At 54.1% G+C, this 26057-nt stretch carries 22 protein-coding genes; 20 read left to right on the top strand and 2 right to left on the bottom strand.

Annotated features, from left to right (window positions below; all coding sequences use genetic code 11):
* Nucleotides 1–11: 11 nt before the first annotated feature.
* Nucleotides 12–542 (bottom strand): dTDP-4-dehydrorhamnose 3,5-epimerase, encoded by a 531-nt coding sequence (gene rfbC, locus NMA52_RS12675; protein ID WP_254828054.1) that lies wholly within the window; start codon nucleotides 540–542, stop codon nucleotides 12–14.
* Nucleotides 543–646: 104 nt separating this feature from the next.
* Here rfbC and NMA52_RS12670 point away from each other — a divergent pair, with 104 nt between their 5' ends.
* Entirely contained in the window at nucleotides 647–1012 is a 366-nt protein-coding gene (locus NMA52_RS12670) for a hypothetical protein (protein WP_254828053.1), read from the top strand.
* Between the two features lie 24 nt (nucleotides 1013–1036).
* Nucleotides 1037–1669, top strand: a complete 633-nt coding sequence (locus NMA52_RS12665; RefSeq protein WP_254828052.1) for a peptidylprolyl isomerase — start codon at nucleotides 1037–1039, stop codon at nucleotides 1667–1669.
* Nucleotides 1670–1799: 130 nt separating this feature from the next.
* On the opposite strand, the gene NMA52_RS12660 is transcribed toward NMA52_RS12665, so the two are convergent.
* Nucleotides 1800–2351 (bottom strand): class I SAM-dependent methyltransferase, encoded by a 552-nt coding sequence (locus NMA52_RS12660; RefSeq protein WP_254828051.1) that lies wholly within the window; start codon nucleotides 2349–2351, stop codon nucleotides 1800–1802.
* A gap of 152 nt (nucleotides 2352–2503) precedes the next feature.
* On the opposite strand from NMA52_RS12660, the gene NMA52_RS12655 reads away from it, so the two are divergent.
* From NMA52_RS12655 to NMA52_RS12570, 18 genes are all read left to right on the top strand, one after another.
* Entirely contained in the window at nucleotides 2504–3187 is a 684-nt protein-coding gene (locus NMA52_RS12655) for a response regulator transcription factor (RefSeq protein WP_254828050.1), read from the top strand.
* Between the two features lie 24 nt (nucleotides 3188–3211).
* On the top strand, nucleotides 3212–5302 hold the full coding sequence (locus NMA52_RS12650) for a hypothetical protein (protein ID WP_254828049.1): 2091 nt from the start codon (nucleotides 3212–3214) through the stop codon (nucleotides 5300–5302).
* A 191-nt stretch (nucleotides 5303–5493) separates the two neighbouring features.
* The gene (locus tag NMA52_RS12645; RefSeq protein WP_254828048.1) at nucleotides 5494–8601 is read left to right on the top strand and encodes a T9SS type A sorting domain-containing protein; all 3108 of its coding nucleotides are present in this window, start codon (nucleotides 5494–5496) and stop codon (nucleotides 8599–8601) included.
* 128 nt (nucleotides 8602–8729) lie between these two features.
* On the top strand, nucleotides 8730–9365 hold the full coding sequence (locus NMA52_RS12640; protein ID WP_254828047.1) for a transcription termination/antitermination NusG family protein: 636 nt from the start codon (nucleotides 8730–8732) through the stop codon (nucleotides 9363–9365).
* A 61-nt stretch (nucleotides 9366–9426) separates the two neighbouring features.
* Entirely contained in the window at nucleotides 9427–10749 is a 1323-nt protein-coding gene (locus tag NMA52_RS12635; RefSeq protein ID WP_254828046.1) for a glycosyltransferase, read from the top strand.
* Nucleotides 10746–11807 carry a dTDP-glucose 4,6-dehydratase gene (gene rfbB / locus NMA52_RS12630; RefSeq protein WP_254828045.1) on the top strand — a complete coding sequence of 354 codons (1062 nt, stop codon included), beginning with the start codon at nucleotides 10746–10748 and terminating at the stop codon, nucleotides 11805–11807. The genes NMA52_RS12635 and rfbB overlap by 4 nt, the downstream gene beginning before the upstream one ends.
* On the top strand, nucleotides 11804–12673 hold the full coding sequence (rfbA, locus tag NMA52_RS12625) for a glucose-1-phosphate thymidylyltransferase RfbA (protein WP_254828044.1): 870 nt from the start codon (nucleotides 11804–11806) through the stop codon (nucleotides 12671–12673). Before rfbB ends, rfbA begins: the two co-directional genes overlap by 4 nt.
* Complete coding sequence (locus NMA52_RS12620; protein ID WP_254828043.1) at nucleotides 12670–14481, top strand: ATP-binding cassette domain-containing protein; 1812 nt, start codon at nucleotides 12670–12672, stop codon at nucleotides 14479–14481. The genes rfbA and NMA52_RS12620 overlap by 4 nt, the downstream gene beginning before the upstream one ends.
* Before the next feature lie 104 nt (nucleotides 14482–14585).
* Nucleotides 14586–15635: an NAD-dependent epimerase gene (locus tag NMA52_RS12615; protein WP_254828042.1), complete on the top strand. Its 1050-nt coding sequence runs from the start codon at nucleotides 14586–14588 to the stop codon at nucleotides 15633–15635.
* A 188-nt stretch (nucleotides 15636–15823) separates the two neighbouring features.
* A complete protein-coding gene (locus tag NMA52_RS12610; RefSeq protein ID WP_254828041.1) occupies nucleotides 15824–17149 on the top strand; it encodes a nucleotide sugar dehydrogenase in 1326 nt (441 codons plus the stop codon).
* Nucleotides 17150–17157: 8 nt separating this feature from the next.
* A complete protein-coding gene (locus NMA52_RS12605) occupies nucleotides 17158–17901 on the top strand; it encodes a tyrosine-protein phosphatase (RefSeq protein WP_254828040.1) in 744 nt (247 codons plus the stop codon).
* Nucleotides 17902–17917: 16 nt separating this feature from the next.
* Nucleotides 17918–18688 (top strand): polysaccharide biosynthesis/export family protein, encoded by a 771-nt coding sequence (locus NMA52_RS12600; RefSeq protein WP_254828039.1) that lies wholly within the window; start codon nucleotides 17918–17920, stop codon nucleotides 18686–18688.
* Nucleotides 18689–18693: 5 nt separating this feature from the next.
* Entirely contained in the window at nucleotides 18694–21090 is a 2397-nt protein-coding gene (locus NMA52_RS12595; protein ID WP_254828037.1) for a tyrosine-protein kinase, read from the top strand.
* 44 nt (nucleotides 21091–21134) lie between these two features.
* The gene (locus NMA52_RS12590) at nucleotides 21135–22883 is read left to right on the top strand and encodes an N-acetylneuraminate synthase family protein (protein ID WP_254828036.1); all 1749 of its coding nucleotides are present in this window, start codon (nucleotides 21135–21137) and stop codon (nucleotides 22881–22883) included.
* A 16-nt stretch (nucleotides 22884–22899) separates the two neighbouring features.
* On the top strand, nucleotides 22900–23424 hold the full coding sequence (locus NMA52_RS12585) for an HAD family hydrolase (protein WP_254828035.1): 525 nt from the start codon (nucleotides 22900–22902) through the stop codon (nucleotides 23422–23424).
* A 5-nt stretch (nucleotides 23425–23429) separates the two neighbouring features.
* Nucleotides 23430–24413: a Gfo/Idh/MocA family protein gene (locus NMA52_RS12580; protein ID WP_254828033.1), complete on the top strand. Its 984-nt coding sequence runs from the start codon at nucleotides 23430–23432 to the stop codon at nucleotides 24411–24413.
* On the top strand, nucleotides 24406–25227 hold the full coding sequence (locus tag NMA52_RS12575) for an SDR family oxidoreductase (RefSeq protein WP_254828032.1): 822 nt from the start codon (nucleotides 24406–24408) through the stop codon (nucleotides 25225–25227). The genes NMA52_RS12580 and NMA52_RS12575 overlap by 8 nt, the downstream gene beginning before the upstream one ends.
* Before the next feature lie 31 nt (nucleotides 25228–25258).
* On the top strand, nucleotides 25259–26056 hold the full coding sequence (locus NMA52_RS12570) for an AAC(3) family N-acetyltransferase (protein WP_254828031.1): 798 nt from the start codon (nucleotides 25259–25261) through the stop codon (nucleotides 26054–26056).
* Nucleotide 26057 lies beyond the last annotated feature (1 nt).

Raw genomic sequence — 26057 nt, 5'->3', positions numbered from 1 at the left:
CGGGAGCGGCCTCAGGTTAGCAGCGGCCACTGACGGTCGCGCTCCGCTACCCGGTAGCCGCCTTCGATTATCGGCCATTCTATGCCGAGCGCGGGGTCGTCGTAGCGCAGTCCACCCTCGGCTTCCGGGGCGTAGAAGTTGTCGCACTTGTAGAGGAAGGTGGCCCGCTCCGACGTGACCAGATAACCGTGGGCGAAGCCCCGGGGGATGTACAATTGTCGGTAATTGTCACCACTCAAATAAATACCGTACCACTGGCGGTAAGTCGGCGAGTCGGGGCGAATGTCTACGGTAACGTCAAACACCTCCCCGGAGGTGACCCGCACGAGTTTCGTCTGGGCGGCCGACTCCCGTTGAAAGTGCAGTCCCCGCAGGACCCCCCGGGCACTGACGGCTTCGTTGTCCTGCACGAATACGGTATCGATCCCCGCCCCCGCGAAGGTCCGTTGGTTGTAGGATTCGAGGAAATGACCACGATCATCCCCGAAAATGCGGGGTTCGAACACCTGAAGTCCCGGTAGGGGCGTAGTCGTAAACGGCATGATTAACGTTTCACTTTTTGTCACTGGATTCAACCGGCGGCACCCCCCTGGCCGTTAAAGCTTTGCTCCGGGCGCTGGCAAGGTAGCAGTAAATCCACTCCTCCATGACTGACTGGGAACAAGACTTCGCCTACCAGCGGGTCCGCCACCTCATCAAAGACCGCTTTAACCGAGATACCCTGCCGGATCTTAACGCCCTATTGTTTTTGATCGGCGTGCAGGAGCTCGGTCGCTGGCAGGCCGACTTTACGAAGGAAGAAAAGCGCGATCTGATGCACGTGGCCGTTTGCCGCCTGCTCGCCGACGAGGGCCACTACCGCTTCGTTGGGCGCGATGACGACGGCTGGCCCCACTACGAACTCACGGCCAAGATCCCGCCTACTGACCTAAAGGGGCAGGAGCAACTGCTCAGGCAACGGATCATTACCTACTTCGAGGAGCTGGAGACGGAGGAGGGGATGTTGGGGTAATCCCGGTCGCCTTACCTTTATCCCATGCGTATCCTCACTCTATTCCTCTTCCTTTTTACCCTTTCCGCCTGCCAATCCGGCGGTCCTACTCACGCCGTCATCCAGACCAACCGGGGCGACGTGGAAATCATGCTCTACCCGGAGACGGAACGTCACGCCGCGAATTTCGTCAAGCTGGCCGAAGAGGGCTTTTACACCGGTACGCTATTTCACCGCGTCGTACCCGGCTTCGTCATCCAGGGGGGAGACCCGACCAGTAAGGGCGCGACGATCGACCAACCCCTCGGCATGGGCGGCCCGGGGTACGAGATCGACGCCGAGATCGGTGCCCCCCACCTGTACGGAGCCGTGGCCGCCGCCCGCACCCAGAATCCGGAAAAAAAGAGCAACGGTTCCCAGTTCTACATCGTGACGGGGGAGTTGCAAACCGACGAGATGCTCGACCAGATCGAGCGCATCAAGGGCATCAAGTACAGTGAGGCGCAGCGTGCGGCCTACCGGGAGGCCGGCGGTCGCCCCGATCTGGATCAGGACTACACGGTCTTCGGAGAGGTGGTCAGCGGAATGGATGTCGTGGAGGCCATTGCCGAGATCGAGACGGGTCCGGCCAGCCGTCCCTTAGAGGACATCGTGATCGAACGGGTGTACATTAAGTAGCAGGGCAGCGGGTAAAGGCCGACTCTTCCGTGCGGGCTCGCCCTAGTATCTACAGCTCGAATATGCGCCCTCCGGGCAATCTGCGGCGCAAACGTCCACCTACCCCGGCGTGCAACGCCCCAACTGCTAATTATAGCATACCCAACGAGCAGCTGTATACGAAGGCCGGGGGCAAATTCTTCAGGGTGAAGCTCACGGAAACATCGGTGAAGTTATCCTTGAGAAGGCCGTAGTCCTGCAGGGCGTACTGGTATTGCAGGAAGCGGCCGCGGGGGCGCAAGATCCGTTGCGACTGCCGGATGATCTCTTCCTTTACCGGCTGCTCGATCATGCTTAGGGGTAGGCTGGATACGATAAAGTCCACGCTTCCCGGCGCGAAATGTTCGGCTAAGCGGTCCGCACCCACGGGGTTCACCACCAGGCGGGGATCCCGAATGGTGCGTAGTCGCCCCACGAAGGCCGGATTAATCTCGAAAACCGCCAACTCGCTCTTCGGGTGCAGGCGATCGAGCAGCGCCCGGGTGATGCAGCCCTCTCCCGGACCGAGTTCGACGATCCGCAATGGCGTGCTCGCCGGAATGGAACCGATCAGCCGCTGGACCAGCGCGGGGGAGGCGCGTGCAATGGCGCCGGTAGAGCGAAAATTTTTTATGGCTTCCCGAAAGAAGGTCCAGTTATTCATAGAAAATCGATCGTCGAGGGAAGGACAAAGAACGACATTAAATACTTAGGAAGGCAAGGTGTTCCGTACTTCACCCGGCTTCCGGGCGTACCGGCCCGCCCCGCCGCAACCATTCGGGACTACGGATTGTAACAAACAACAAATCACCCAACATGCTACGCATCCTCCTGGTCGAAGACGAAGAGAACATCCGCGAAACCGTCAAGCTCAACTTCGAAATGGAGAACTTCGAGGTCGTCACCGCCGAGGATGGCCGCCGCGCCCTCAAACACGCCGGAGAACAGCACTTTGACGTGATGATCGTGGACGTGATGCTGCCGGAAGTCAGCGGTTTTCAGGTCGTGGAGCAAATCCGCCTCACCAACCGGGATACCCCGATCATCTTCCTCACCGCCAAGGATCAGGCGCAGGACCGCATTCAGGGACTAAAGAAGGGCGCCGACGATTACCTGACCAAACCCTTCGTGTTCGAGGAGCTGCTCCTGCGCGTTAACCGCCTCATCGAACGGACCAGCAAGTCGCCGGAGGTGCAGCCCGACCTGTTCCGCTTTGGTTCCAATCAGGTCAACTTCGCCACCTACGAAGCCCGCGGCAACCAGGGGACCTTTACCCTGACCAAGAAGGAAGCCATGCTGCTCAAACTTCTTACCGAACGGCGCGGGGAGGTCGTCAGCCGTCAGCAGATTCTGCAGTCGGTCTGGGGTTACGACGTGTATCCCAGTACCCGAACGATCGACAATTTCATCCTGTCGTTTCGCAAGTACTTCGAACAGGATCCCAAAAATCCGGCACACTTCCTGAGCGTCCGCGGCGTTGGGTATAAGTTTGTCGCGTAGTACTCATCGCTCCCGCGTCCCCGCATGCAAGACATCACCTTTGAATATCCCGTCTGGTACCTCGCGCTCTGCGCGCTGGCCGGGTTCGCGGTTTCCCTCCTCCTGTACTTCCGGGCCCCGACGCCGGGTCCCCGCCCCCTGGTGTGGACCATGGCCGTCCTGCGCTTCCTTGGGTATAGCCTGGTGGCCGCGCTGCTGCTTTCCCCCCTGCTCCGCTTCGTACGCACCGACCGGGAGGAACCCGTGATCGTGATGCTGCAGGACGTAAGCGAGTCCGTCGGACTGGAAACCGATACCACGGCCTACGTCACGGAGTGGGACAGGTTGCGTAGTACGCTCGGCGAAAGCTACCGGGTAGTCGATTACACCTTTGGTGCTGCGGTGACCGATGGCGGCCCCCTCACCTTCGGCGACAAGAAGACCAATCTTGACGCCGCGCTCACCGAAGTTGGGGAACTGTACGGCACCCAAAATCTCGGAGCGGTCATCCTGGCCAGTGACGGTATATACAACGAGGGCAGTAGCCCGGCGTACCGCGACTATCCCCTGCGGGCACCGGTGTATACCGTCGGTCTGGGCGATACTACCCGTCGCCGGGATCTGATCGTCAGTCGGGTATTTCACAACCGCATCGCTTACCTCGACGACCAGTTCTCCATTCAGGTGGACCTCAACGCCCGTAATGCCGCGGCGGCCGCCACTACCCTGACGGTGAGCCGGGTAGGGGAGAACGGCACGGCGGTCCTGCACACCGAACGGATCACGATCGATGGTCCGGACTTCTTTACCACCCGCGAGATCTTGCTGGATGCCGACCGGCCGGGGGTCCAGCGCTACCGGATCGCGGTCACCACGATCGGGGAGGAGGTGAGTACCGCGAATAACCAGCGGGACATCTTCGTCGACGTACTCGATGCCCGACAGAAGATACTGCTCCTGGCCGCCGCGCCCCATCCCGACCTGTCCGCTCTGCGGCAGTCACTTGCCGCCGGTCGGAACAATGAGGTGGAGACCGCCTACGGCAACCGGTTCACGGGCAATGTGGCCGAGTACGACCTGGTCGTGCTGCACCACTTACCGACGGCCGTGACGCGCCTATCGTCCCTGCTCGCCGGCGCCGAGGAAAATACGGTGCCCACGCTCTTCATTACCGGGCCGTCTTTGCCACCGCCCATTCTCAACGCGGCTCAGGATCTGGTCAGGGTAGAGGGCGGCGGAGCGCAGGTGCAGGGTAATGAGGTTACCGCCATCCTCATTCCTACCTTCAATTCCTTTACGCTGAGCGAGGAACTGCGGCAGGCCTTGCCGACCTTTCCCCCGCTGTCCGCCCCCTTCGGTCGGTTCGCGGTATCTCCCGCCGCCCGCACGGTCATGGGACAGCGGATCGGTCGGGTGAATACCGAATTCCCCCTTCTGGTCGTGGGGGAGAATCGCGGACGGAGGTCCGGCATACTGCTGGGATCGGGATTGTGGCAGTGGCGGCTGTTCGACTACCTTGAGCACGGAAATCACGAACGCTTCGACGAACTCGTCAGTCAGCTCGCCCAGTACCTGACGGTTCAGGATGACAAGCGGCGGTTCCGGGTCAGCGTGGCGGAGAATATCTTCGACGAGAACGAGCCCGTTCAGTTCGATGCCGAACTCTACAACAGTAGCTATGAACTGGTCAATGGCCCGGAGGCGACCCTCCTCGTCACCGGACCGGAAGGGCGGGAATACAATTTTGCATTTACCCGTACCGCCAACGCCTATGCTCTCGATGCCGGCCGACTGCCGGTGGGAAACTACCGGTACCGGGGGGTAGTCAACGACGGATCGGAAGAATTGGTGAGTGAGGGTCGCTTCAGCGTACAGGCCGTGGAACTGGAGCGGTACGCCCTGGAAGCCGATCACGGTCTGCTCCGGCAACTCAGCGATCGGTACGGGGGGGCGCTGTTGTTTCCCGCGGATCTCTCCACGCTGCCCTCCCGACTGGAGGCGGACGGAACGGTGAAACCCGTACTCTTCGAGACGGTGAACACCCGTTCGGTCGTAAATCTCAAGGCCATCTTCTTTTTGCTGATGGCCCTCTTAGCCGCGGAATGGGGGATGCGCCGGTGGGCTGGTGGGTACTAAGGGATTTTCCGGTATTTGCGGGCACGTTCAAAATTTATGTTTAGTTAAAATTTTTCGGCTAGACAATAATTTTGAATTATTGGTGAATTTCAAAACCAAGTAGGCGATTTGTGTCGTAGGTTTAGTTCCCGACTGTCGGCTCGCCGATGCGGGTCGGGCTTGGACTGCACTTTTTTCACAAACTACCTACTATGAACAACCTCTACACCAAGCGATTGGTAATGACCCTGGTATTGGGTCTTTCCTCGCTATCCTTACTTTTCGCGGCGAATATTGTCGTCACAACCAGCGCCAACAGCGGACCGGGTTCGCTGCGGCAGGCCGTGATGGACGCCGCGCCGGGCGACGAGATCACCTTCGCCGTCGCTACGAACTTCAAGAATTTCAACCTGCTCTCCGAAATCAAGATCGACAAGGATCTGACGATCCGGGGCAACGGCTGGCCCCGGACCATCCTGACCGGCAACCAGACGAACCGGGTGTTCAACATCATGGGGGGAGCCCGGGTGATCATTTCCCAGTTGCGGATGGTCAACGGATTCACGAAAGAAAGCGGGGGCGCCCTGCAGAACGTGGACGGCACGGTGTACCTCCGCCAGGTATTCATCAAGAGCAGCAGAGCTCAGGGCATGATGGTCGGTCAGGGCGGCGGAGCCATCTACAATACCGGTAAAATGTATCTCCGAGAGGTGATGCTCACCCGCAACACGGCCCTCGGGGAAAAGGGCTCGGGCGGAGCCCTCCTCAACGGTTCGGGGGGAACCCTGGAAATGGTCTCCTGCCTGGTAGCCGAAAATAAGGCCAACCGCGCCGGTGGCGGTATCGAAGATGCCTCCGGAGGGGGTACGGACGTGGTCATTTCACGGTCCCACATCAACGAAAACGTCGTATTTACCGCTCCCGGCAACGGCGGCGGCATTCACGTCGGTGGAGACGGCATCCTCAACATCGACGAGAGCGAGGTGAACGGTAACATGGCCGGTGCCGAGGGCGGCGGCATCTGGATCGGGACCGGAAAGCTGCGCATCATGGCGACCGAAGTGGACAACAACGTCGCCAAGGGCGATGACCCCGACCAGGGCGGCGGCGGATTGTACAATGATGGCGGCCATATGTACGTCGGACCCGGCACGATGGTCACCAACAACCGCGCCACCGGTAAATCCGGCAGCGGCGGCGGCATCCTGAACGCGGCGGGCGGATCGCTGGCCGTCGTGGAGGCTCACGTGATGAACAACGTGGCGAACCGGGCCGGCGGCGGCATCGAGGACGCATCCGGAGCTCCCAGCCGCGCCTACGCCGTGGATGCCATGATCGACAATAATCAGGTATTCAACAGTCCCGGCAACGGGGGCGGCGTACACGTCGGTGGCGACGGCGACTTCAGCATGCTGGGCGGCTCGGTGAGCGGCAACATGGCCGGTGCCGAGGGCGGCGGCCTCTGGAACAACGTAGGTAAGATGACCGTCCGCAACGTGATGGTACACGGTAACGTGGCCATGGGTAGCGACGCCGACCAGGGTGGAGGCGGCATCTACAACAACGGCGGTACGCTGGCCATCGGCTACGAAACGAAGATCATGAACAACCGGGCCACGGGGGCGTCGGGCAGTGGAGGGGGCGTCCTGAACGCTACGGGGGGAACCCTGCGCGTAAACGACGCCGTCGTCAGTGGCAACTCCGCCAACCGCGCCGGTGCGGGCATCGAGGATGCTTCGGGGGCCGGCACCGTGTTCTACGTCACGTACTCGGTGATCGATAGCAATATCGTCGCCAATCGGCCCGGCAACGGCGGGGGGATTCACGTCGGCAGCGACGGCGACCTCAGCGTACTGGGTGGCTCGGTGAGCGGCAACTGCGCCGGCGCCGAGGGCGGTGGCCTCTGGAACAACACCGGCATCATGACCATAATCGGGACCCGGGTACACGGCAACATCGCCCAGGGCAACGATCCGGATCACGGCGGCGGGGGTATTTACAACAACGGCGGTACGCTGCTGGTGGGCCCGCTCACCCACGTAACTTATAATCGCGCGACCGGCACTTCCGGTTCCGGCGGCGGCTTACTGAGTACCGGCGGTGACGTCGGTGTTGCCGGAGCCTACTTTGCCGATAACCTCTCCAACCGGGCCGGAGGCGCCGTAGAGGTGATTGACGGTACCTACTCTTCGGCCGAAACTCACTACGTGAACAATTCGACGGGTTCCGCTCCCGGTAACGGGGGTGCCTTTCACGTGACGGGTAACGACGCTACGGTCACCTTCGTGGGCGGATCCGTCGTCGGTAACCACGCCGCGCACGAGGGCGGCGGCCTCTGGAACCAGGCCGGCACGGAAATGAACGTCGTGGGCGTCAACATCCTGGGCAACTCCGTAACCGGCTCCGACCAGGGCGTCAGCGGTGGCGGCGTTTACAACAACGGGGGTGAACTGTTCGTCAGTTTCTCCACCATCGCGGGCAACTCGGCAACGGGCGGTCCGAAAACCGTCGGCGGGGGCATCACCAACGCTACCGGCGGCGAGTTGACCCTGATCCTGTCTACTGTCTCCGGCAACTTCACCGAAGGATGGGGCGGCGGCGTCGCCAACGCCGGCGCGGCCGATCTGGACAAGGTGACCATCACCATGAACGGCGCGGCTACCGGTGGGGGATACATGCAGCCCGTAACGGGATCGAGCCTGCTCATCACCGGAACGGCGATCAGTGACAACGTAGCGGTGGTGTACCCCGACTTCGGCGCCCCCATGGGAATGGTAAACTCCAATGGCTATAACCTAATCAGTGACGATTCCGGGAACCAGTTTCCGGCGGGACCTACCGATAAGGAGGGCATGTCCGCGAACTTTGGTCCGCTGGCCGATAACGGTGGTCCGACCCTGACGCACATGCCCATGTGCCCCAGCCCGGTCATCGACATGGGCGACCCCGACGATCGTTCTCGGGACCAAGTCGGGCACCGGGTATTCGGCGATCGCCGGGACATCGGCAGCTACGAACGGCAGTCCTACTGCGGCTCCGGACCCGCTACCCGTCCCGTGGCCGGCACGGAGGTACGTGATCGGCTGGAGGTATTCCCTAATCCGGCGACCAGTGACTTCCTCGACGTGCTCATCCCCACCCGATTCGGGGCGAACGTCACCCTGCGCATCGTGAGCGGGGAAGGGCGGACGACCAGCGAAGTTCGTACGACGACGGCCAAGCACCGGCTTGACCTGGCGGGCCTCCTGCCGGGGGCATATACCCTGCAGGTGATCGGTGACGGGGCTACCGAAAGCATGCGATTCGTGGTCGCCCGGTAGAATTTCGTGGATTTGGAGACTAGACGACCGCTTCGGTACTTAAGTGCCGGAGCGGTCGTTTTTTAGAGCGAAAGACTTATCTTTGCGCACCCTTAGAACGCTACGCCTCTACTAAATCGGTTGCATTAGTGCTGATAACTGCCAATTTTAAACCCCTCAAACCCGCGAACTCCCTCCACACGGATGATTTGCATCCGGCGGAACCTCGTTGGTTTGCCGTACGGGTGGGGCACCGCAAGGAGAAGGTAGTGGCGAAGCTGCTCCAACAGGAGGGCGTAGAGTGTTTTCTGCCGCTCCGGGATCGCCCCTTTAACTACAAATCCAAGACCGGTGTTCGGCGTATTCCACTACTGGGGGGGTATCTGTTCGTGCGGATTGTAGCCCGGGAAGCGCTCATCGTGCAACGGGTCAACTTCGTTTTTGGCTTTGTCAAAATCGGTGCGGATCGCCGGCAGGTGACGCTGCAGGAAATAGATCTGCTCAAGCGGCTCTCCTCCGACGACACCCTGGAGTGGGTGGTAGAGGAAAAACTGGGAACCCTGCACCCCGGCACCCTGGTGGAAATTTGCCGCGGACCCCTCTCCGGGGTACGGGGACACTACCTGAGTGCCAAGAATAAAAAGACCTTCATCATCTCCTTCGGTGGTCTCGATGCCCGGTTAATGACCTGCGAGGTTTCCCCCGCGGACGTGATTCCCCTCGACGATCAGACCACCGCCCAGGAAGAAAAGCCGTCGCCGACGGCAAAAAAGAAGTATTGGTAGCATTGTGTACCAAGGTGGTCAACTTGCCGCGGTTGCGACTTGGACATAGTGGTCTCGACACATGAACGGCGAAGCCCTACCGAAACGGGTCCTGATTATTTCCTATTACTGGCCCCCCTCGGGTGGAATCGCGGTACTCCGCTGCCTCAAGTTCGCGAAGTACTTGCGGCGGTACGGTTGGGAACCGGTGATTTTTACGGCCCGGGATGCTCACTACCCGACGATCGACCACAGCAACGATCGCGACCTTCCCCCCGATCTGGAAGTCATCCGCCAACCCATTACTGAGCCCTACGCCTGGTACAAGAAGTTCATGGGCAAACCGGCGGATGAGAACGTCAACAACGTTTTCTACACCGACGAAAGCGCGGGGGGCTGGAAACACCAGCTCGCGGTCTGGATCCGCAGTAACTTCTTCATCCCCGACGCCCGCGCGCTGTGGATCCGAGGTTCCGTCAAACGGCTGGTCGAATATCTGGAGGAAAACCCGGTAGACGCGATTCTGTCCGACGGCCCGCCCCACAGCAATACCCGCATCGCTACCCTGGTGAGCCGGCGGACGGGCTTACCCTGGCTGGCGGATTTTCAGGATCCCTGGACGCAGGTCGATTACTACCGGATGCTCCACCTCACCTCCTGGGGACGGCGCAGACACGAGCGGATGGAACGGGAGGCCTTCAACCAGGCTGCACGTACCACCATCGCAAGTCCGAGCTGGAAGCGTGATCTCGAGGATATTGGCGCCAAAAACGTGGAGGTACTGTACTGGGGTTACGACCCGGACGACTTCGCCGGACTTACCCGGAAACCCCACGAAAAATTTACGCTGACCCACCTCGGCATTATGGGCCACGACCGCAACCCGGAAGCGTTGTTTGCGGCCATCGCCCAACTGAAGGAAGAGGTTTCGGGATTTGCGGAGGCGTTTCAGTTGCGGCTCTTCGGACAGGTGGATCACCGCGTCCGGCAACGGATCGCGGAATTCGGACTGAATGCGCAGACCTACTACGGCGGTTCGGTGAGTCGCGCCGAGGCCCTGCAAGAGACGGTCGACAGTTACGCTCTGCTGCTGCTGCTCAACCAGCAGGAAAACGCGGCCGGTCGTATTCCCGGTAAACTCTTCGAATACCTGGCCGCGGGCCGGCCGATCGTGAACTTTGGTCCGGCCGACAGCGACGTGGCGGGCATCGTCGCCGACACCGGTAGCGGTTGCTCCCTGCCGTACGACGCTGCTCCTGCGCGTGCCGCCCGCGAACTCCGTCTGCTCTACGAACGGTACCTGGCGGGCGAGCACTCCTCGCGAAGTCGCGCATCGATCGAGGAATACAGTCACCCGGTGCTGGTCCGTCGACTGGCGGGATGGCTGGACGAAATTGCGGCATGACCTCAAAGACGATTCTAGTGACGGGTGGGGCCGGATTCATCGGGTCACACGTACTGCGGCTGCTGGTAAACCGGTATGCGGACTACAGTTTCATCAACCTCGACGCGCTGACTTACGCCGGTAACCTGGCCAATGTCGCGGATCTGGAGAAACGGGACAACTACAGCTTCGTAAAGGCCGACGTTACGGACCTGGACGCTATCCGGAAGATCTTCGCGGTGTACCCGATCGACACCGTGATTCATCTGGCGGCGGAGAGTCACGTGGACCGCAGCATTGAGGACCCCCTGGTATTTGTACGGACGAACGTCGTCGGTACCGCAACGATGCTGCAGGCGGCTAGGGAAGCCTGGAAGGGAAACTTCGGTGGGAAGCTCTTCTACCACGTCTCGACGGACGAGGTATACGGTTCGCTGGGGGAGACCGGCTACTTTACGGAAGAAACCGACTATGACCCCCGGAGTCCTTATTCAGCTTCCAAGGCGGGAAGCGATCACCTGGTTCGTGCTTGGCACCATACCTACGGACTACCGGTCGTGATCAGCAACTGCTCGAATAACTACGGGCCCTATCAATTCCCCGAAAAGCTGATCCCGCTGTTCATCAACAACATACGTCACGAAAAGCCGCTACCCGTCTACGGAAAGGGGCTGAACGTGCGGGACTGGCTCTACGTCGAGGATCACGCCCGCGCCATTGACGCGATCCTGCACGGGGGCAGGGTGGGGGAGACCTACAACATCGGCGGCGGGAACGAGTGGCGCAATATCGACCTGGCGCGGGTCATTTGCCGCACGATGGACGAAAAATTAGGGCGGGAACGCGGGAGCAGTGAGGAACTGATCAGCTACGTTCCCGACCGCGCCGGTCACGATATGCGGTACGCCATTGACGCCACGAAGGTGCGGGAGGAACTGGGCTGGGCGCCAAGCCTGCAGTTCGAGGAGGGCATCGCGAAGACCGTCGACTGGTACCTCGAGAACGAGGAGTGGCTGCGCTCCGTCACCAGCGGGGCCTATCAGGACTATTACCAGACCATGTACCAAAACCGCTCGTGAAGGGGATCGTACTGGCCGGCGGCAGTGGTACGCGTCTGTATCCCATTACCAAGGGGGTATGCAAGCAGTTGATGCCGGTGTATGACAAACCCATGGTGTACTATCCCCTGAGCATTCTGATGCTGGCGGGCATTCGGGAGATACTAATCATCACTACACCGGGGGATCAATCCGCCTTCCGCAACCTGCTAGGAGACGGGAGCGAACTCGGTTGTCGGTTCGAGTTTGCGGTGCAGGAAGTGCCCAACGGACTGGCACAGGCCTTTATCATCGGGGAGGAGTTTATCGCCGGTGACGACTGCGCCCTGATTTTGGGCGATAACATTTTCCACGGAGCCGGATTATCCCAGTTGCTTCGTGAGAGTGCCTCCCTGACCCGTGGTGCCCGGGTGTTCGCCTATCCGGTGCATGACCCCGAGCGCTACGGCGTAGTGGAGTTCGATACGACCCAGCGCGCCGTATCGATAGAGGAAAAGCCGAGAGATCCTAAGAGCAAGTACGCCGTACCCGGACTGTATTTCTACGACGATCGGGTGGTGGAAGTCGCTAAGAACGTCGTGCCCAGTGCCCGCGGTGAGTACGAAATCACCGACATCAACCAGTGGTACCTCCAACGGGGCGAACTGCAGGTAGGCATCATGCAGCGGGGCACGGCCTGGCTCGATACCGGTACTTTCGAAAGCCTGCACGACGCGGCGGAATTCGTGCGGGTGATCGAGAAGCGGCAGGGGCTTAAGATTGGGTGTATCGAGGAGGTGGCATGGCGGATGGGGTGGATTGATGATGAGCGTCTGTCGTCCTTAGCGAAAGCTATGACTAAGAGCGGGTACGGAAAGTATTTAGGAGATATATTAGTGAAGAGGTGAAAAATACGGCTAAAAAATTATTGCCGAAGCAGCTGTTTCGCTACTTCTTCTTTTTCTATAGATACCTGGGGAAAAGTATACTGTATGCGCTAGCTGCCGCGATGTTCGTCGCGATACTGGACGGAGTCGGGTTGACGATGTTTATCCCGCTGCTGAAGACCACTAGTGGAGAAGCTGGCGTCAATGACTCGGGTGAAGATCTGGGTAATATGTCCGTGGTTACGGATGCGATCGAGGGGGTCGGCGTCGTCCTTACTACGGAGAGTGTATTGTTGATCATGTTGATCTTCTTTGCTTTGAAGGGGGTAGCGAAGTTTTTTGCGGATTACTACATGGTTATCCTGCGACAGCGATTTGCGAATTTGGTGCGACTGCGCAATATGGAGTTACTGGCCGGTTATGACTACCGCGCGTTCTCGATGGCTGATTCCGGACGGATTCAAAATACGTTCAGTAATGAAGTTGAGCGATTGAATTCGGCGTTCCGGAGTTACTTTTCGATGCTCCAATTCGGGGTAATGACCTTGGTGTATATAGGACTGGCGTATACGGCTAATCCACAATTTGCAATAATCGTTGCGGTTGGTGGACTTTTGTCTAACTTGGCCTTTAATAAAATCTACCAAACTACCAAAAAGGCTTCCCGACAGATTACCGCTACGACGCACACCTTTCAAGGTTATCTGATCCAAAGCGTATCCAGCTTCAAGTTTTTGAAGGCGACCAATCTCATTCAAAAATACAAGGAAAAGATTGATCAGACCATCCGTCATGTAGAAAGGGGACAGCGAAAAGTGGGTACGATGAACAGCGTTGCCACAGCGATTCGGGAGCCGATTATAATGGCTATTGTGGTCATTGCAATATTAGTTCAGCTTAAAATCTTTGGGGCGACTTTAGGCGCTCTTATCTTAAGTTTGCTGTTTTTTTACCGGGGGCTAACCTTTCTTGTAGCCGTCCAAAGTCATTATAATACCTTTTTAGGTACTTCGGGATCTATTGAAAATATGGAGGCATTCGTAGCCGATCTGGAAGTGCATCAGGAGATTACGGGGAGTTATACGATGTATCAGGTGGACAATTCAATAGAGCTTACCGGGTTGACCTATGGATACGAAGACAATGACCTCTTACAAAAGATCAACTTAACGATCCACAAAAACGAGACTATAGGGATCGTGGGGGAGAGTGGTACTGGAAAGACAACACTGGTAAATATAATCTGTGGACTGCTAAAAGTCCCACCAGGAATGTTATGGATTAATGGAATAGATAGTCCGGGGATAGACACCTATTCGTTGCGTGATCGGATAGGATACGTGACACAAGAACCGCAAGTGTTCAGCGATACGATCTATAACAACATTAGCTTCTGGGAACCACGGACCGAAGAAACCGAGGCGCGCGTATGGGAGGCGTTGCGGCTGGCGCATGCGGATCAGTTCGTGAACGCGCTATCGCAGGGGCTGGATACCCACATCGGGATCAATGGCGTTAATCTTAGCGGGGGTCAGCGACAAAGGATCTCCATTGCCCGGGAGCTCTACCGGGACATTGACATCCTGGTGCTAGACGAAGCTACTTCGGCTCTTGACTCCCAAAGTGAAAACTTGATTCAGGAGAATATCGAAAGTCTTTCGGGAAGCTATACCATGATCGTGATTGCCCACCGGCTGTCGACCATCCGTAAGGCGGATAAGATCCTCTATCTGAAACCCGGTGGCCGGTACGAAATCGGAACGTTCGAGAGCCTATGTCAGACTTCGGAAACGTTCCAGAACATGGTTGCGCTTCAGGCGATCGGGTAAAGCGCGGCCCCTGTGATTCGTAGCATAATAAAGTTAGGGGGGATCAGCTTAATACCCGCAGCATTGTATGAGCGAACGCTGCCAACTACACCGTTCAACTTAGATTGATACTTATTACCGGCACGGCGGGGTTCATCGGCTTTCATCTTGCCGAGCGTTTGGTCCAAGCTGGCGAACAGGTCTTGGGACTCGATGTAATCAATGATTACTATAGCGTACGTATGAAGTACGCTAGATTAAGGGAGGCTGGCATCAATGAAAGCGAGATTGAATACGGGGAGATAGTTCAGAGTCACAAGCATCCGAACTACCGTTTTATTCAGTTGGATATTGCGGATCGCGACCGGATGAACGCCTTGTTCGCCGCCGAAAAATTTGCCTCCGTTATTAATCTGGCGGCCCAGGCAGGAGTACGGTATAGCTTGGTCAATCCGCAACCGTACGTAAATAGTAATATAGTCGGCTTTATCAATGTGTTGGAAGCTTGTCGTCACCACGGGGTAGAGCACCTTATTTATGCATCCAGTTCCAGCGTTTACGGACTTAACCGTAAAATGCCGCTATCCACGAGTGATAACGTAGATCATCCTATAAGTCTTTACGCCGCATCGAAGAAGAGTAACGAACTGATGGCACATACCTACAGTCACCTGTTCGGTTTGGCAACTACGGGCCTGCGGTTTTTCACGGTCTACGGACCATGGGGGCGACCCGATATGGCGTTTTTTCTATTTACCGAAGCTATAATTAAGGGCGAGCCCATTAAAGTGTTTAATCACGGCAATTCTATTCGCGACTTTACATACATCGACGACATCGTGGAGGGGATCGTACGGGCGATGGGCTCACCCCCCGCAGGGGATCCGGAATGGAACAAGTCCGACCCCAATCCCAGCACTGCCCCTGGGCCTTACCGGCTCTATAATTTGGGCAACAATCAACCCGTCAAACTGTCTGACTTCATCAGAGAAATTGAGGATCAACTGAACCTTAAAGCAGTGAAAGAATACGCGGATATTCAACCGGGCGATGTTGCCGCCACTTATGCCGACGTCGGTACCACAATCAGGGAACTAGGGTACCAGCCGAAAACTTCTCTTAGGGAGGGGATTAGTCAGTTCATACATTGGTATCGAGAATATTATGGCCTTTAAACGCGGATATTTTTACTAATTCAGAAAGGTGCCCGTTGTAGTAGGTAGGTCTGGGTGATGTGGCGAAAGATTAGTCAGGCATATAAATCATCAAAAACTAATTAGAAGGCCAGTATTGGTCTACCGCTCCCAATTTTTTACCGAGAGGCTCCGGACACGGATATTAGCAAAATTACCAATTACCCAGAATGAATCAATTTACCTTGGAAGACCGACTTTCTACTTTCAGAGATAAGACCGAGGCGATCTCCGTGGTTGGCCTCGGATACGTCGGATTGCCGTTGGCTTTATTGCTGGCCGGTAAGTATCGGGTAATTGGCTTCGACATTAGTCCGGAACGGATCAAGTTGATGCAGGCGGGAATTGATCCTAGCGAGGAGTTGGAGGCTGAAGCGTTCGCTGGGAAAGATATTGAATTTACAACTGATCCTACCCGGCTGCGGGAAGCTAGTTTTCACATAGTTGCCGTGCCGACGCCCATCAGTGCCGCCCGTGAACCTAATCTCAAGCCCCTGCTTGGCGCTTCGGAAACCCTGGGTAAAATTTTGAAGGCAGGCGATATTGTCGTTTATGAATCCACGGTGTATCCGGGGTGTACAGAGGAAGACTGCGCTCCCATACTAGAGCGAGAAAGCGGACTCACATTCAATAAGGATTTTTTTGTCGGATACAGTCCCGAGCGCATTAATCCGGGAGACAAGGTGCATACCGTGGATAAGATTCTTAAGATCGTTGCGGGAAGCAATCCTCAGACGGCAGATGTTGTCGCGGCGATCTATGGTAGTGTAGTTACGGCCGGTCTGCACCGTGCACCGAGCATCAAGGTAGCCGAAGCGGCTAAAGTAATTGAAAACGCTCAACGGGATTTGAATATCAGTTTTGTCAACGAACTTAGCATCATATTTAAGAAGTTGAGTATTGATACACAAGAAGTCTTGGAGGCTGCGGGTACGAAGTGGAACTTTCTGAAGTTTCAGCCGGGACTTGTTGGTGGGCATTGTATCAGTGTCGATCCCTACTATCTATTACACAAAGCTAAGCAGGTAGGGTACGATCCTCAAGTAATCGCGAGCGGCCGTCGCGTTAATGACGGCATGCCGGCGTTCATCGCAAAGGAGCTGACGCAGTTACTGCTTCAGCGAGACATCAATCCGAATCAGGCTAAGGTACTGGTGATGGGGGCGACATTTAAGGAGGACGTAGCCGACATCCGAAATTCGAAAATTTTTGAGGTGGTGCACGAATTAATGAATTATGGCATCAACGTGCACCTGGTGGATCCTCATGCTAATCCTAACGAAGTAGCTCGGGAATACCGTATTAGTATGCAAGATGAACCCGGAAGGGATTACGACGCGGTAATGGTGGCGGTGGCTCATCGAGAATGTCGAGAGCGTGATTTGGCTTACTTCAGAGGGTTAACGAAAGAAGGCCAACAGTTAGTTCTTTTTGATTTAAAAGCTCTCTTCGACCGCACCGAAGCAAGAGAGGGCGAAGTGATTTGGCGACTGTAGACTCATTCATGGACTTTCTTTCGTTCTTTCGTACCACCAAAACACCTCCCTTCGGCTATGCCGATCTGGGGGTGGATATGCACAGTCATGTTCTTCCAGGCATTGACGACGGAGCGTCCGACGTCGAATCCGCTGTCAACCTAGTCCGTGGTTTGGTAAATCTGGGATACCGGAAACTGATTGCCACGCCTCACGTAATGGGCGATTTGCACTTCAACACTCCCGCAACTATACGGGCGTCGTTATCGGAGTTGCGTCATGGGTTAGCCGAGGCAGATGTGGATGTGGAGGTTGAGGCAGCTGCTGAGTACATGCTTGATGAGTACTTTACCAGTTTGCTCGCCGGATCTGAGGAACTATTGACTCTTGACGGTAAAACGGTACTGGTTGAGTTCCCTCAAGCCGGTCCACCGCCGAATTGGGAAGAAGTATTCTTCAAACTTCAAACGGGGGGGTACCGTATCGTGCTGGCTCACCCTGAACGTTACCGTTATTGGGCGGGTAATCTGCCCGTGTACGAAAGGATGCGCGACATGGAAGTGTCCCTTCAACTGAATATACTATCGTTATCCGGATATTACGGTAAGGGCCCAGACCGGTGGGGTCGTGAACTTCTCCATAGCAATTTAGCGGCATATCTAGGTACGGATCTCCACCACGAGCGCCACCTGCGGGCACTCAGCGCATTTCCGTGGAAAAAGATTTGGTCAAAAAACGTTTCACGCGAATGGGCGAATGTTCGGTTGCAATGAACCAAAATACAAGGATGTGATCGCAAAGTTGATTTACCTGTTCGCCCTCTTGCTCATCCTGAGCGGTTGCGTACAGCATAAGGAATTGCTGAACTTCAGTGAAGGGCAATTCCCGGATTCCGGGGCTCTGCCACCGCCCCCGATGGTGATTCAACCCGATGATCTACTATCGATCCAGGTTATAACGCCGGATCCACTCGCTTCCGCGCCATATAATCTGTTTCCGAATAGTACCAATTTGGCGTCAGCCGCAGGCAACCGTCCACTGATTGGATACTTAGTTGATGCGACTGGCAACATCGACTTTCCGGGCATCGGAACCGTTGACGTTGCGGGACTCACCGTGGAACAACTGAAGAAACGGTTACAGGAAGGGTTAAGCAATCTGCTAGTTGACCCAGCGATCATCATCCGCTTCATCAACTTTCGTATTACCGTAGATGGTGAAGTTCGGACCCCCGGATCATACGTGTTACCCAATGAACGGGTCACCGTATTGGATGCGGCAGGTCTAGCAGGGGGACTTACGGAGTACGCCAACCGAACCAATGTTCTCGTGATACGGGAGCAGAATGGGGTGAGGCTCTTCGGAAGAATCAACCTTAAGGATCGAAGCATATTTGACTCCCCGTTCTTCTATCTAAGGCAAAATGACTACATCTATATAGAACCTTTGCCGGAACGAACCGCGACGATTCGCGACCAAACGCAACGCGTCGTACAGTGGAGCAGCCTAGGGGCATCTCTTATCTCGGCCATATTCGTGATCATCAGCAGCAGTAATTAACCGATATGCAGGCCAATCAAGAGCTAAATTATACGGATAGTTCGGAGGATCAACACTTCAGTGTCAAAGCATTTCTGTGGGGGTACTTACAATACTGGTACTGGTTCCTTCTCTCATTGGCTGTTTTCATAATGATGGCCTACCTATACCTCCGCTACACCGTGCCGGAATATGAGGCCTCCGCCAAGTTACTGATCAAGGACGGTAGCAACACCCCTTCGCTTAGTGAGGAAGCGATCTTACAGGACCTAGGCCTAGTGCGCAACAACGCCGATATTCTTAACGAGATTGAGATCATCAAGTCACGCACTCTTATGTTGGAAGTCGTCGATGAACTGAACCTCCAGATCCGGTATTTTGCCAAGGGGAGAGTTAAGGATACCGAACTTTTTCGGCATGTGCCTCTCATAGTTGACACTATGAATTTGGAGGCCGAGGCACTAATCGGGCAAAGCATCGTGGTGAAGGACATCGGTGGTGGACGCTTGGGCCGCTTGAATGGAGAAGACGTTGAAAGTGAATACAGCTATGGCCAAGAGATACCCCTTGGTCAGGGCAGCATCAGAGTTATCGCCCCCGATGACCGGGAGATCGACTCATTACTGCCGATCGCGATACACTTCAGTGACCGGTTGGGTACCGCGCGTAATTATGCGAATCGAGTTTCTATCAATCAGGTCGGTGGCGCCGCCAACGTACTTGAGCTGCGCTTGACGGACTATAACGGTTACAAGGCAGAAGCCGTAATAAATACCTTGATCAATAAGTACAACCAAGCCACCCTGAACGATAAGAACCGGGTGGGAAAGAATACCTTGGATTTTATTGAGGAGCGTTTGGTATTTCTGACAGCCGAACTTGCCGTTGTTGAGGGTGAACTCGAACAGTACAAGAGCCGCAACAATATAGGACTCGAGCTCAGCACGCGTGCGGAAGCCGTCCTAGAGCGAGTGACGGAGTACGAAAATAGTATTGCAACGCTGGAAACGCAACGGGAACTTTCCGAAGCGTTGCTCGAGCAAATGAGGGGGCAACAAGGAACTGAGAACCTACTGCCGGTCGTGATCAATGCTGATCTGCCACAGCTGAATGAACAGATCGAACAATATAATGACCTGGTCATCCAAAGAGATAAACTTCGACAAAGCGCCCGTGGCGAAAATCCGTTACTCGTACAACTCGATGATCAGATCGCGGGACTCCGGGGAATGATATTGCAAAATCTACAATCTTATTTAGGTACTATTGACCGCGAGAAGGCCAAGGTCGAGCGTAAATACAATGATCTTCGGCAAACCTTGAGCAACATCCCTCGAGCGGAGCGCGAGTTGCTGGAGCGGCGGCGGCAACAAATCATCAAGGAGAATCTGTTTTTGTATTTACTTGAGAAACGTGAAGAAACGGCACTTTCCCTGGCAGTAACGACACCTAATTCGCGCTTGATTGATCCCGCACTGGCACTTAGCAGTCCCGTCAGGCCGATTCCATTGAACGTGTACGCGCTCGCGGCATTCCTGGGACTAGTATTGCCTATAGGTGGGATTCTTACGCGGCAGATACTAGATGATAAAATACGGAGCGAAAAAGACATCCGGGAGTTTTCTGACATCCCGATTGTCGGCGGAATTAACGTCCACAATAAGTTCGAGAGGATTGTTGTATCTATAGACAGCCGTAGTGGTATTGCAGAGATGTTCCGGTTGGTGAGGACCAATTTACGGTTCATGTTTAAAAGTAACAGTGATAGTTCTCCACCGGTCATATTAGTAACTTCCCTGATGGGGGGAGAAGGAAAAACTTTTATTACGGTTAATCTGGGGATTAGTATGGCCATATCTAATTTGCGGACTCTGATAGTCGGACTGGATCTTCGAAAACCGAAGCTTGGAAACTATCTGGGACAGAAGGATACGACAGTGGGAATATCAAATTTTGTAGTTGGTGAATCGATCGATCCTAAGGATATCATTCGTGCGAGCGAATACCACGAAAATCTTGACTTCGTGACCAGTGGGCCGATCCCCCCCAACCCTGCTGAGTTGATCACGACTCAACGCATGCAGGCGTTCATGGAATATGCAAAGGAGAACTACGATTGCATCCTAATAGACACACCACCAGTGGGCTTGGTCACCGACGCTTTCCTGATTAACCAGTATGTGACGAACAGTCTTTTCGTTGTGCGCGTGGGCGTTTCGCGCAAACCGGTTGCCGCCTACATCGACAAAATTTATCGCGATAAAAAGCTTGACAACATGGCTTGCGTCATTAACGGGATCCCACGGGGTAATAGCTATGGGGGCGGCTATGGTTATGGCTACGGTTACGGCTACGGCTATGGTTATGGCTACGGCTACTACGATAATGACGAAGACGACGGAAAATGGTGGAAATTTTGGTAAAGGGATAACCTAATAAATAATAAACGTTTTAAAAAAAATATCTCATGAAAGTACGGGCGATTATACAAGCCAGAATGCTCAGTCAACGACTTCGGGGAAAGACCCTCATGGCGATTGCAGAGATTCCACTGCTTTATCGGGTCGTGAATGCCGTCAAATCCTTTCCGTTCGTAGACGAAGTAATGATCGCAACAACGCGATCGGAAGCTGACGACCCGATTGCTGCCGCAGCGAACAATCTAGGGGTTTACATTTTCCGAGGAGATTCGGTGAACGTGCTCCGGCGATTCAACGACGCAGCGGCTGATCTAGACGAGGAAGATCAAGTTCTCAGATTTACAGCCGACAATCCAATTTACCATGTCGGAATAGCTCAGCAAGCCTTTGAAGCACATGTCAAAGGAAATTTCGATTACACGCACATTGACGGTTTGTCGCACATCGTGCCGGAATTTATCAAAGTTCGTGCCCTGCGCGAGACACACTCTCTAGCAACGGAAAATTTTGATAAAGAACACGTTACTCCTTTCCTTAGAAAGCACCAAAACGACTTCAAACTCCAAACGCTTCCGCGCGATTTCGGCGGCCTACGCAACGATCTGGACCGTTATCTGACTGTAGATACAAAGGAGGATCTTCATCGTTTTGAGGAACTATTGACATCGGTAACCTACGATGGCTTCAACTTTACCAAGGTTTATGACTGGTTAGATTCATATATAGCATCTACTTTGCCTTCTCGGGACCATGGCCTTGCAATTAAGTTAGGTAACGCCTGGATAGGGGACGGATATCCCACCTTCGTGATTGCCGAGATTGGCCAAAATCATAATGGAGACGTGCAAACGGCGAAGAATTTGATCGATATGGCGGTACGCTGCGGAGCTGACGCCGTAAAGTTTCAAAAAAGGGATATCCCCTCTGAACTGACCAGGGAGGCATTTGATCGGGCATACGACAGTCCTAATTCCTTTGGAAAGACCTACGGAGAACACCGAATTTTTCTTGAACTAAATGAAGAGCAGCACCTGGAATTAAAGGAATATGCCATGTCGCAAGGAGTACCATACTTCTGTACCCCCTGCGATGTACCCTCGGTGGAAATGATGGAACGGATTGGAGTTCCATTCTACAAAGTAGCTTCTCGAGACCTGACCAACCTGCCCGCCCTCGCGGCCATGGCAAAAACCGGAAAACCGGTTATCATATCTACGGGTATGGCCAGTCATGAGGATATTGAAGACGCACTGGAAGTATTAGGAAAGGATCGGCAGGACATTGTAATCCTGCAGTGTGTCTCTCAGTATCCAGCGGATATGGAAAACGTGAATTTACAAGCGATGCACACCCTTCGGGAGAGGTACCATAAGATAACCGGCTTCTCTGACCACACGGCGGGTATCATTGCTTCGGTAGCGGCTTCCGTAATGGGCGCCGCCGTCATCGAAAAGCATATAACCTTGTCGCGGGCCATGAAGGGTAGCGATCAGGCAGGCTCTCTGGAAGAACCCGGATTGAAAAAAATGATTGAATACATCCGGCTTTCTGAAAAAGCGAAGGGCGACGGGGTGAAAGTCGTTAATCCAGCTACTCTGGCTGCGAAGGAAAAACTGGCCCGAAGTGTTACTAGTAATCGTAATATACCTAAGGGGACCGTAGTAACGGAAGATATGCTGTGCCTGAAAAGTCCTGGAACCGGACTCTCGTGGAAGAACCGTAGCCAAATAGTGGGCAAAATTTCGCAAAAAGACATTGAGGCGGATACTACTCTGTCGCCAGAATTCTTTGCATAATTTGGCCTAAAGTGTAATGGAAAACATCAAGTTGTTTATAACGGATATTGACGGTGTCTGGACGGATGGTGGTATGTACTATGATCAATCGGGGAACGAACTCAAAAAATTTAATACATCCGATAGTGCAGGCGTTTTATTCCTTAAATTACTTAATATTCCTACAGCGATAATCACCGGCGAAAACACTGATATTGTAAAAAGAAGGGCGGAGAAACTGCAGATTCGACATGTCTTTCTAGGGGTCAAAGATAAGGTTGCCGTAGCGACCGATCTGTGTAACCGCCTAAACCTGGACCTAACGGAAGTTGCCTATATTGGTGACGATATCAACGATCTGCTGTTACTCGGGCGGGTTGGTCTGAGTGCATGTCCGTTCAATGCCCCATCTTACGTAAAAAAGCGGGTCGATTGGATTATTCCAGTAAGGGGTGGGGACGGGGCATTCCGCCAATTTGTCGAACGTTACCTTGAACGCAACAACCTGCTGGATGAAATAGTCCAACGATACCTGAACCAAAATAGCTCGTTCAACCAGTGAGATCGATGAATTTTTTGATTGTCGGAGGCGGCTCCATCGGAAAGAGACATCTGCGCAATCTGCAAATTCTAGGATACCAGAACATTTGGGTACTAAGACGAAAACACGATTCCGCCTTCGAACTCGAACATCAGGTAGTAATTGTAACGTCCTTTACAGAGGCCGCCAAAATCGAATTTGCGGCCGTTTTTGTCTGTACGCCCACTTCATTGCATAATGAAGGAATAGAATTTGCGGTAAATAATGGTGCTGCAATTTTCGTCGAGAAACCCTTGATTCACTCTCGGCAGGCCCTTGCTGAGACACACTCCATTCTCACCTCCGGCCCCGTTACGTTTTTCATTGGTTTCATGTTACGCTTTCATCCCTTGGTACGTAGAATTAATGAGGTGTTGCAATCCGGGTCGCTTGGAAAGGTATACTCTGCCCGGTTCTCTTTCGGAAGCTACTTGCCGTACTGGCACCCCTGGGAGGATTATCGGGACAGTTACGCTTCCCGCAGGGAACTTGGTGGTGGAGTGATCAATACCATCACCCACGAGCTTGATCTGATCCAGTACCTTTTTGGAGAACCCGTATCTGTCTACTGTGAAGTCGGCAACACCGGAATGTTAGGTATCGAGGTTGAAGAACAGTGCGAGGCAATCTTCAGCTATCCGGATAAGTTGATTACCCTGCACTTAGATTACCTGCAAAAGGATTACGACAGAAACATCATTATACTCTGTGAGGAGGGTAAGCTTACGTGGGATTGGCACGCTAACGAGATCAACCTGAAGCAACACCGGAGCGAGGACCAGGTAATTGCCACACCGGTAGACTTTGAGGTTAATCATCTTTACATAAATGAACTCCGCACATTTCTCGATCTTGTAGGCAAAGGTAGTGTTTCCCACGATCTAGATTTCGATCACGCTGTAAGGAATACCGAGTTAATGCTATTGATGCACGAATCTGGAGTGCAAGGAAAAAAACTACGAAATGAATAAGATAGATAAGCTTTTCGGGTTAAAGAATCGCACGATCATCGTTGGTGGAGGAGCGGGACAGATTGGGTTTTCATTCTGTCGAATACTGGCCGAAGCTGGGGCTACCATACTGATCGCTGACGTGGATGTCGAAATGGCTCAGCAAAAACTTTCGACGGTCGAAACTGATGCGCTGCGGAATAGAATCCACGTTTTTCCGTTAGACGTTACTAAAAAGAGAGACGTCCTAGATTTTTTCCGGCGGGCGGGGGAAACATACGGTCCGTTGTATGGATTGATAAATTGTTTTCACTTTAAAGGGAATACGCGTAAACTCGATACATCGTCTAACTTTTTCGCTCCGCTCGAAGAGTATCCGGAAGAGGCCTGGAACATGGTCCACGACGTAAACCTGAAGGGGTCCTTTTTAATGACGCAGTCGGCTATTCCGTACCTCGAACAGAACGGTGGTGGTGTTATCGTGAACATTTCATCGACGTACGGGAACGTAAGCGCAAATAAGCACGTATACGGCGACTCGGGAATTAATTCGCCTGTAGCGTATGGTACGTCCAAGGCCGCGTTAATCAACTTCACGCGGTATGTGGCCACCCATGTAGCCGATAAGAATATTCGGGCTAACTGCCTCAGCCCAGGTGGCGTGTTCAACAATCAGTCGGACGAGTTTATTGCGAATTATACCAAATTGACCCCCCTGGGAAGAATGGCTTCAGCTGACGACTATCAAGGGGCCATTCTTTTTCTGATGTCAGACGCCTCCGCTTATATGACGGGCGCCAATTTGAATGTTGATGGTGGATGGACGGCATGGTAAGTGAAAACGTAACCCATAAAAATGGCTTAGTATGAGGGATGAAACTTCGGTAATCAAAGAATTAAGTGGACAGTGGAGAAAAAGTGGAATCGAGCACGGAGATACTGTACTGGTCCATTCCTCCCTCAGGCGGTTGCTACGAAAATTGTCCCCGCGCACTGAGGTCAAAGTCACCCCAAAATTGGTCTATGACTCTTTAGTAGAGGCCGTAGGGAAGTCAGGTACATTGTTGTTACCGTTGTTCAATTTCGACTTCCCCAAAGTGCGGACATTTGATATATTGAACACTCCATCGCATATGGGGGCTCTAACTGAGGTAGGCCGCCTAGATACGGACTCCGTGAGAACGGGACACCCGATCTATTCGTTTGCCGTCCGGGGGCATCATGCAGAACATTTCAGGGGGATAGATAACGTTAGTGGATACGGGAGTGACTCACCCTTTGCAATGCTCAAGGAACTGGATGGTAAAGTTGCGGTCATTGGTCTGGATGATCAAAACAGCATGACGAGCTATCATTTCGTGGAAGAGCAAAACCAAGTCGACTACCGGTATTACAAAGACTTCAGCGGTCTGTACACGGATCATACCGGCAAGACTTCCGAACGAACGTACAAATTATACGTCAGGGATATTGAAAAGGGGGTAACTACGGATGTGAATCGTATGATGGAGCATCTGTGGGCCGCGGGTCTGTATAAAGGAGATAAATATGATGAAAGCTATGGTATGCGTACTATAAAGTTTAAAGACCTATATGACGAAACTGACCGTATCATTAGGTCGGGGAAAGCGATTGACTACCTTTATTCCATAAAAGGCGATTGAA

The sequence above is a fragment of the Lewinella sp. JB7 genome, from assembly GCF_024297185.1.
Taxonomy (GTDB): Bacteria; Bacteroidota; Bacteroidia; order Chitinophagales; family Saprospiraceae; genus Neolewinella.
This window is presented reverse-complemented; position numbering and strand designations above follow the sequence as displayed.

Coding starts and splice junctions, on each gene's coding strand:
- NMA52_RS12660 (WP_254828051.1), bottom strand. CDS start 2,351: ATGAATAACTGGACCTTCTTTCGGGAAGCCATAAAAAATTTTCGCTCT.
- NMA52_RS12635 (WP_254828046.1), top strand. CDS start 9,427: ATGAACGGCGAAGCCCTACCGAAACGGGTCCTGATTATTTCCTATTAC.
- NMA52_RS12670 (WP_254828053.1), top strand. CDS start 647: ATGACTGACTGGGAACAAGACTTCGCCTACCAGCGGGTCCGCCACCTC.
- NMA52_RS12575 (WP_254828032.1), top strand. CDS start 24,406: ATGAATAAGATAGATAAGCTTTTCGGGTTAAAGAATCGCACGATCATC.
- NMA52_RS12595 (WP_254828037.1), top strand. CDS start 18,694: ATGCAGGCCAATCAAGAGCTAAATTATACGGATAGTTCGGAGGATCAA.
- NMA52_RS12655 (WP_254828050.1), top strand. CDS start 2,504: ATGCTACGCATCCTCCTGGTCGAAGACGAAGAGAACATCCGCGAAACC.
- NMA52_RS12610 (WP_254828041.1), top strand. CDS start 15,824: ATGAATCAATTTACCTTGGAAGACCGACTTTCTACTTTCAGAGATAAG.
- rfbC (WP_254828054.1), bottom strand. CDS start 542: ATGCCGTTTACGACTACGCCCCTACCGGGACTTCAGGTGTTCGAACCC.
- NMA52_RS12605 (WP_254828040.1), top strand. CDS start 17,158: ATGGACTTTCTTTCGTTCTTTCGTACCACCAAAACACCTCCCTTCGGC.
- NMA52_RS12590 (WP_254828036.1), top strand. CDS start 21,135: ATGAAAGTACGGGCGATTATACAAGCCAGAATGCTCAGTCAACGACTT.
- NMA52_RS12580 (WP_254828033.1), top strand. CDS start 23,430: ATGAATTTTTTGATTGTCGGAGGCGGCTCCATCGGAAAGAGACATCTG.
- NMA52_RS12585 (WP_254828035.1), top strand. CDS start 22,900: ATGGAAAACATCAAGTTGTTTATAACGGATATTGACGGTGTCTGGACG.
- NMA52_RS12665 (WP_254828052.1), top strand. CDS start 1,037: ATGCGTATCCTCACTCTATTCCTCTTCCTTTTTACCCTTTCCGCCTGC.
- rfbB (WP_254828045.1), top strand. CDS start 10,746: ATGACCTCAAAGACGATTCTAGTGACGGGTGGGGCCGGATTCATCGGG.
- NMA52_RS12645 (WP_254828048.1), top strand. CDS start 5,494: ATGAACAACCTCTACACCAAGCGATTGGTAATGACCCTGGTATTGGGT.
- NMA52_RS12650 (WP_254828049.1), top strand. CDS start 3,212: ATGCAAGACATCACCTTTGAATATCCCGTCTGGTACCTCGCGCTCTGC.
- NMA52_RS12570 (WP_254828031.1), top strand. CDS start 25,259: ATGAGGGATGAAACTTCGGTAATCAAAGAATTAAGTGGACAGTGGAGA.